Source organism: uncultured Pontibacter sp., assembly GCF_947492645.1.
In the GTDB taxonomy this organism is placed as follows: Bacteria; Bacteroidota; Bacteroidia; order Cytophagales; family Hymenobacteraceae; genus Pontibacter.
Genome location: NZ_CANLMZ010000005.1, coordinates 261,347 through 268,516 on the forward strand (window position 1 = coordinate 261,347; position 7,170 = coordinate 268,516).

Genomic DNA, 7,170 nt, shown 5'->3' on the forward strand with positions numbered 1-7,170 from the left:
TGTGACATCGCCAAGGCAGTTATACTTTTTCAGACAGCTCCCAGGTAGCCTGTACAAACCGCTGCCAGCTAAAGCGCTTTTTATACTTGGTAATGTGCTGGATAAGTGCAGGAGCATCTCCTGAAGTATAAAACTGAAGTATGGCACCGGCAATGGCAGCAGGCTCAGGGGCTACCACATACCCTACCTCTTTATCCGGCACTAGCTCTGCCAAACCGCCTACTCTGGTAACCACCATTGGTTTATCGAAATGGTAGGCGACCTGCGTAACACCGCTCTGCGTGGCATGCTTGTAAGGCTGCACCACCAGGTCGGCTGCACAAAAATAATGGCGCACATCAGCATTCGGGATAAAATCGGTTCTTAGCACCAGTTGATCCTGCAAGTTGAGCTCCTGAATAAGCTGCCGGTAAGGTGCTGCATCTTCGTAAAACTCGCCGGCCACAATAAGCTTTACATTAGTTTCTTTCTTTAGCCTATCGTCGGCCATGGCTTTTAAAAGTAAGTCCAGGCCTTTATAAGCTCTGATAAAGCCAAAGAAAAGAATGTAGTTATACTTTGGGTCCAGTCCTGAAGCAGCGCAAGCCTCTTCTTTTGTCTCGGCAGCCCCAAAGTTATCGTACAGCGGATGAGGCAAGTATAAACTAGGCTTTTGGGGCTCAAAGTGCTCCAGGTCCTGCTGCACCGAACGAGACAAGGTTATAAAGCCATGGCAAGCCTTCAGAAAATACTTTGTAAAGGGAATATCGCCGGGGCGTTTCTCGTGCGGCACCACGTTATCAGTAATGGCTAGTATGCGGCTATACTTGTTTCTGCGGATGATGCGGGCAATGGTACCGAGGCAAGGCCCCATAAACGGCAACCAATACCTGAAAATGACCAGGTCTGGTTTCTGCTTTTGGATGTAACGGCCGGTTTTCCACCAACTAATAGGATTGACAGAATTGATAAGCACTTTTATACTTACCCCTTGTGGAGCAGGCTCGTCGGAATACTGGCTTTTGCCCGGAAACAAAAAAGAAGGATACTGCAGGCTAAAGGTTACAATCTCCACCTCATCGCCGGCTTCCTGAAAGGCTAGTGCCAGACGCTCGTTAAAAGTAGCCATACCTCCGCCACGCAATGGGTGTGCCGGGCCAACTATCACTACTTTTCTGCTCATTACTTTTTCAGGGCGCCTACTTTGTCCCGTATCAGGTACTCGTTCTGTTTATTTGAGGCAAGTGAGATCATCTCGGCAAGGAATCCCGCCAAAAATAGCTGCACACCAAGTATAACGGCCACTAATGCCAGGAAAAACAAAGGCTGGTCTACAATATCGCGTACACGGCCATCAGCGTACAAGCCAAACAACTTTTGGGAGATAAGCCAAAGCGTAATACCCAAACCAACCACAAACATTAAAGTACCCAAAGTACCGAAGAAGTGCATTGGGCGCTTTTTGAAGCGGCTAACGAAGGTGATGGAAAGCAGATCCAGGAAACCGTATACGAATCGCTCCAACCCGAATTTGGTGGTGCCATACTTGCGTTCCTGGTGCTGCACCGGCTTTTCGGCAATTTTGGTAAAGCCGTTCCATTTGGCAATAACAGGTATATAACGGTGCATCTCGCCGTGCACTTCTATGGTCTTGATAACCAGTTGGCGGTATGCCTTTAAGCCACAGTTAAAATCGTGCAGCTTTATGCCTGATAGTTTGCGGGTGGCAGCGTTAAATAATTTTGTGGGAATCGTTTTGCTCAGCGGGTCGAAGCGCTTCTTTTTCCAGCCACTAACCAGGTCGTACTTCTGGTTCTTGATCATGTCGTACAGGGCCGGAATTTCTTCGGGGCTGTCCTGCAGGTCGGCATCCATGGTGATAACCACCTCGCCGGAGCAGCGTTTAAAGCCCTCGTTAAGGGCGGCAGACTTACCGTAGTTGCGGTTAAAGCTAATGCCTTTTACGGCATTATCCTCATCGCTCAGTTGATTGATTACCTCCCAGGAATGGTCGGTGCTGCCATCGTCAACAAGTATAACTTCATAAGAAAACTCGTGCGCATGCATCACACGTTTGATCCAGCGCACGAGTTCAGGCAATGATTCCTCTTCGTTAAAAAGAGGAACTACTACCGAGATATCATAAGGGTATTGCATTTTTTATTCAAACTCCGGTCTGCTGTTTTTCATGATAGCAGAAATAATCAGCGACAGGATAAATCCGAATATCAAAGTTATAACGGCTGCGCCAAGAATCATAGTGAGCGGCCCCTGAAAGTTTTCAGCCATTTTCATGCCTGCATCAATCTGCTCATCCGATAAGCCCTGCTGGATCATCTGCTCACGCTGCTTCTCCATCATGCGTGGCATATACTCTGTATCTACAAAGGAAGTATAGATCCAGGTAAACAGCCCCGAAAGCAGACCAAAAAGTACTGAAACGATAGAGCCGATGCCAAGGCCCTGGCCATAAGACATGTAGCCACCACTTTGTGCCTTGTACTGCTTCATGGCAAGCACTATACCACCAATAAGAATTAAGTAGGCAAGGCTGCTTAGAATACGGTTGTCACCTAAATCAGCCACCATAATAATAAGCGAGTAAACTACTCCTACCAATGCAGTAAGAAAGCCATACTTTACGGCCACAGAAGTAACAGACGGTTGTTGTTGCGTTTCAATCATAAGGTTAGTTTTATAGTTAGATATAATTATTTACGGAAGAAAACTGCCGCCACTAACGAAAATACTCCACCCACAAACATCCTCCTCAAAAAATCATCAGCAGCCAACATACTTGGCGATAAAGACTCGATGGCCTTGTAACCTTGTTCAAAATTCTTTTGCCCCAATAGCTTTATCTGCTCTTCCCTGGTTTCGTCAAGCAGCATTTTCATTTCAGTAATATGGTTTTGCAGGATCTCAGGCCCGGCAAAATTCACGAACAAAAATACGAGCATAGCTGTACTTAAGGCAGTATAAAACGATACCGAAAGCCCAACTCTGAAGCCCCGCCCAAAACCGATATCGCCTTCGTTGAAAAGCTTATAGTACCTGATTGCCAAAAAGATAAATACAGGTATTGGCAAATAAGTTAGCCGGCCCATATCGCCAAACGGGTTTGAACCGGTAAAGTATAACATCACTACCAGAACAAAGCATACCAGCCCACACAGTACGCCGTAGCGCACCCCTACCCTAATTATCGTTTGATTAAACATAGCTTCATTTTTAGCGCCTGCTGGATAACAGAAGCTAAATATAAGTATAAATATATTAAAAAAGATTAATGGAGCACTACCTGCCCTTTATGAATAGTACCTGTTACACGCCCTTTCAGTTCTATTCCGAAAAAAGGAGAGTTAACGCTTTTTGACAAAGTATCGGCGTCGGCAGGTATCCATGTTTGGTTTGGCTGAAACAAAGTCAGGTTTGCCACCTCGCCTACTGCTATAACCGGAACCTGATGCCCAAGTATCTTACGTGGGCCTGTTGCAAATTTAGATACGAGCAACTCTGTTGTCAGCTCATCGCCTAAGGCGGTATTAGCCACAGCAAAAGCCGTTTCCAGGTTAGTTATCCCAAAATCTGCCAGATCAAACTCAAGCTTCTTTGCTTCTGTATCGTGGGGCATGTGTGCCGACACAAGCGCATCAATGGTACCATCTGCCAGACCTCTTTTTATCGCCTCTGCATCTGTTTGACTTCTGAAGGGTGGTGCTACTTTATAATTGGTATCGAACGGCAGGATGGTTTCATCTGTAAAGCAAGCCTGGTAACTGGCCACATCGCAGGTTACCTGCAGCCCCTCAGCCTTTGCCTTCCGAATGGCCTCTACAGCAGCAGCCGTTGAGATAAGCGAAAAATGCATTTTACCACCTGCATAAGCCAGCAACTGCAGGTCTCTTGCCACAGTTACCTCCTCTGCAAGCGAGGGGATGCCTTTCATGCCTAATTGTGTGCTGGTGATGCCTTCGTGCATTTGCCCATGCTCTGATAAACGTGTGTTTTCTGGCTTGTTCATCAGCAAACCGTCGAATAACTGCACATACTGCAAGGCTTTAAGTATAACATCGGCTCCCTGCAAAGGCTTTATGCCATCCGAAAAGGCGACAGCACCAGCCTGGTACAGGTCAATCATTTCTGTTAGATCTTTCCCTTCTGTATCAACAGTAGCGGCTGCTATAGGGTGTAATGTTACCGGTAAGTTGGCTGAGTGGTTTTTAAGGTAGTTAACAGCCCCTTTAGTTTGAATGACAGGATATGTATTTGGTAAGCAAAGCACCTCCGTAAAGCCACCCTTACTCGCTGCAGCAGCTATACTTTGAATATCTTCTTTATACTCATAACCGGGCTCACCTACATAGGCATGTAAATCCATCCACCCGGCAGAAACGCAGAGGTCATCATTCTCAACAACTTTGTCTGCGTGGGGCGTATCGGTTCCGATGTAGGTGATCATTCCATTTTCTACAAGAATATTCTGTTGCTGTAAATGAAATGCGGATTGTGGGCTGTAAATGGTTGCTGCTCGGAGAAGTACTTTCATTTTTAGAGAAATCTAATAAGTGCTATTTCGGCCATCAGGAAAAACAGACACAATATTAGACAATATTTCCAAAGCTTCACGCCAAAATATCTTTTTTCAAACTCTCCCTTCACAGAAAACGCGTCACCATAGTCGTATACATGCACATTGTTCTTACCCCCTACCAAGGCTCGCAGTTCGTCGGGTGTATACTGGTCCAGTTCTGATTCCTGTTTGCTGAAGTTAAAAGCTAAGGTTGTCAGCTCTTTATTTTGGCGCTTTAAAGTATAAAACCCGGCTTTATTCATTTCCGGTGGCACATTAAAGTATAAATTGCCTCCACGCACTTGCTGCTCTGGTATAAAGGCTAAACTATCTTGTTGCAGTTCATACACACCCTCCTTGGCAGCTTCACTAGTGATGGGTAAACTTATCGTACTGCCATCTAAAGTATAAGCAAGTGCTTGCTCCTGTTTATAGCCCGTAATGGCAAGCTTATACATGACAGGAACAAAAAGAGCATGGTTAACCAACGTATTGTAGTCTTCCAGCAGGGGCGCAGCGAGTAAGTATACTTTGCCGTTCCCTCTATCAAATCGGGATAAATAAGCAGCACCTCCTCTAAATTTAAGTATATCCTCAGATGACTTGGACCAAACCAACTGTCTGATTGAAAGAGGCATGGTCATTTTAGGGTCGTAGCCAGAGAATATACTTTTAAAGAACGGGTTGTTGGGATCTGGAGCAGCTAAAGCCGTTTTAGTTGCCTGCTTGATACCAGAACCTATGCTTGCGGCTATATTTAAATTTTGAAAAAATGTACTGTAGCTATTATTGCTGGCTCCCTCTCCTGGGCTTACAAGTATAGTACCACCGCCTTTTACATAAGTAGCAATAGTAGCCGCCAAAGCGGAGGAAAGTTCATTTATCCCATTAAGTATAACAACATCGCTGGCCGCAACTTTAGTATAGTCGGGGTTTGCGGTAGTATAAAAAGCATACCGGAAAACTGGCTCATTGCTAAACAAACGTTGCAAAGGACTCCCCCTATCATCAGCTATCTCTGTTACACTTATACTTGAGGATGGTGCAAGTGTAAAGTAATAAGTGTTATCAAAATCAACAGGAAAATCATCCACCTGAACAAAAGCCTTATGTTGTGCATTAAGCTGCAATTTGAAGTTTAGAACAGCCTCAGTTACTTGTTGCGGTGGCAGATCCATACTTAATGCTGCCACTTGGCTGTTCTGCACAAATAACTTTAGCGGTACATCTTCTAAAGCAGTTGTACCGGTGTTCTTCACTCTAACATGCAGTACGTTATCAGAAGCCCCTCTAATAAATTCATCCTCCAGGTAAACAGAATCAATGGCTACATTAGAATTGCTTCCGGCGGCTATCGGCACTACATGCACCTGCACCGTAGAGTCGTACTGCTGTATGAGCTTAGAGTTAAAAGTGCCCTTCTGATAATCTGATAAAATAAATAAGTGCGAAGGCTTATAAGCTATTGAAATTGACGGGAATTCAGTTGAAGTGTACTCGAGCTCATCCAGGTACATTTTGGCATCAGCTGTACTAAGCAGTTTGTTACGACTATAGCTTTGCCCTGACATAACTGAAAAGGCAGTAGATGCCGGAAACAGATTTACAATTAACTTGCCTCTTTCAACTGCACCAGTAAGTACAGAATAGTCTTGCTCCGCCTGCAGGTTTTGTGCACTAAAGGAATTATCCACTAGTATGGCAACATCAGATAAATCAGTTGTACTAGTTTGATTGGAGGCAGGTAAAAAAGGCTGGGCAAAGGCTAGCACCAGAAATACTATAAAAAGAATACGCGAAAGCAGGATCAAAAGCTCTTTTAATGTCTTTTGGCTAGAAGTAATATCCTTGGAGACTTGAATAAACTTGATGTTACTAAATACGATACGCTTAGCCCGGCGGAGTTGTATTAAATGCAATATGATGGGTACAGCTATTGCAGCTAATGCAAACAGAAATGATGGATATAGAAAAGCCATAGTACAAGTTAAAGAGGAAGTAAGCTAAAAGCAACAACTAAGCTTGCATCTATACTTTAGATTCTCTTTAATTGTTAACGAAAAACCTAATCTCCAATATACTGCTTTGCAGGACCTAAAATAAATTTCTGTTCTACTTCTTAAAAAAGAGCATACTTAAAAAGTCGTGTAGCTACAGAGAAATAAAAACAAAGGAGGCTTAGTATAGATACAACTAATGCACTTAATCATTTTTTAAAAGGGCACCATTTTAGGTCTTAGTTGTGAAAGGAAACCTGCTACTATGATAGTAAGAAGTAGGTTATTCTACTCCTATGCAGTAAAATAATATGATTAACGAATTTCTTATTAAGCTAAAATCCCAGACAAAAGTGTCACACCTAGCGGTTGCGGGTTGCTACCGCTAAGGGGCGGGCCCCCTTAAACGCGCAGAGCCCCCGTCGGTCGGCGGGGGCTCTGCTGCTTTAAGGCTTTTCGCGTTTACAGGGCTATTCGCGTTCGCGGGCCTTTGGCCGTGTCCTTGGCGCTTTGCGCCGTCTCCGGGCCTTGTGCGGTTGGCTGGGGGGGGGTAAACGCAGAGCGCCCCGGCACGTTTTGGGTGCGGGGCGCTCCTGTGTTGGGGTTGGCGGCCACCTACTC

General features: G+C 44.8%; 6 protein-coding genes. All 6 read right to left on the reverse strand.

All coding sequences use genetic code 11. The features are described from left to right. Nucleotides 1–19: 19 nt before the first annotated feature. The 6 genes from Q1A23_RS06465 to Q1A23_RS06490 all read right to left on the reverse strand — a co-directional run bounded on the left by Q1A23_RS06465 (nucleotide 20) and on the right by Q1A23_RS06490 (nucleotide 6,531). On the reverse strand, nucleotides 20–1,162 hold the full coding sequence (locus Q1A23_RS06465) for a glycosyltransferase (RefSeq protein ID WP_299821190.1): 1,143 nt from the start codon (nucleotides 1,160–1,162) through the stop codon (nucleotides 20–22). After that, a complete protein-coding gene (locus Q1A23_RS06470) occupies nucleotides 1,162–2,136 on the reverse strand; it encodes a glycosyltransferase family 2 protein (RefSeq protein WP_299821193.1) in 975 nt (324 codons plus the stop codon). Before Q1A23_RS06470 ends, Q1A23_RS06465 begins: the two co-directional genes overlap by 1 nt. 3 nt (nucleotides 2,137–2,139) lie before the next feature. Further along, nucleotides 2,140–2,664, reverse strand: a complete 525-nt coding sequence (locus Q1A23_RS06475; protein WP_299821196.1) for a DUF4199 domain-containing protein — start codon at nucleotides 2,662–2,664, stop codon at nucleotides 2,140–2,142. Between the two features lie 26 nt (nucleotides 2,665–2,690). Then, nucleotides 2,691–3,200 carry a DUF4199 domain-containing protein gene (locus Q1A23_RS06480; protein WP_299821198.1) on the reverse strand — a complete coding sequence of 170 codons (510 nt, stop codon included), beginning with the start codon at nucleotides 3,198–3,200 and terminating at the stop codon, nucleotides 2,691–2,693. A gap of 65 nt (nucleotides 3,201–3,265) precedes the next feature. Beyond that, nucleotides 3,266–4,528 (reverse strand): dihydroorotase, encoded by a 1,263-nt coding sequence (locus Q1A23_RS06485; protein ID WP_299821201.1) that lies wholly within the window; start codon nucleotides 4,526–4,528, stop codon nucleotides 3,266–3,268. A gap of 2 nt (nucleotides 4,529–4,530) precedes the next feature. Then, on the reverse strand, nucleotides 4,531–6,531 hold the full coding sequence (locus Q1A23_RS06490) for a BatA domain-containing protein (protein WP_299821205.1): 2,001 nt from the start codon (nucleotides 6,529–6,531) through the stop codon (nucleotides 4,531–4,533). Nucleotides 6,532–7,170 lie beyond the last annotated feature (639 nt).

What these genes read in the sequence shown, in the direction of transcription:
- Q1A23_RS06475 (WP_299821196.1), bottom strand. Translation starts at nt 2,664, where the DNA reads ATGATTGAAACGCAACAACAACCGTCTGTTACTTCTGTGGCCGTAAAG.
- Q1A23_RS06480 (WP_299821198.1), bottom strand. Translation starts at nt 3,200, where the DNA reads ATGTTTAATCAAACGATAATTAGGGTAGGGGTGCGCTACGGCGTACTG.
- Q1A23_RS06485 (WP_299821201.1), bottom strand. Translation starts at nt 4,528, where the DNA reads ATGAAAGTACTTCTCCGAGCAGCAACCATTTACAGCCCACAATCCGCA.
- Q1A23_RS06470 (WP_299821193.1), bottom strand. Translation starts at nt 2,136, where the DNA reads ATGCAATACCCTTATGATATCTCGGTAGTAGTTCCTCTTTTTAACGAA.
- Q1A23_RS06465 (WP_299821190.1), bottom strand. Translation starts at nt 1,162, where the DNA reads ATGAGCAGAAAAGTAGTGATAGTTGGCCCGGCACACCCATTGCGTGGC.
- Q1A23_RS06490 (WP_299821205.1), bottom strand. Translation starts at nt 6,531, where the DNA reads ATGGCTTTTCTATATCCATCATTTCTGTTTGCATTAGCTGCAATAGCT.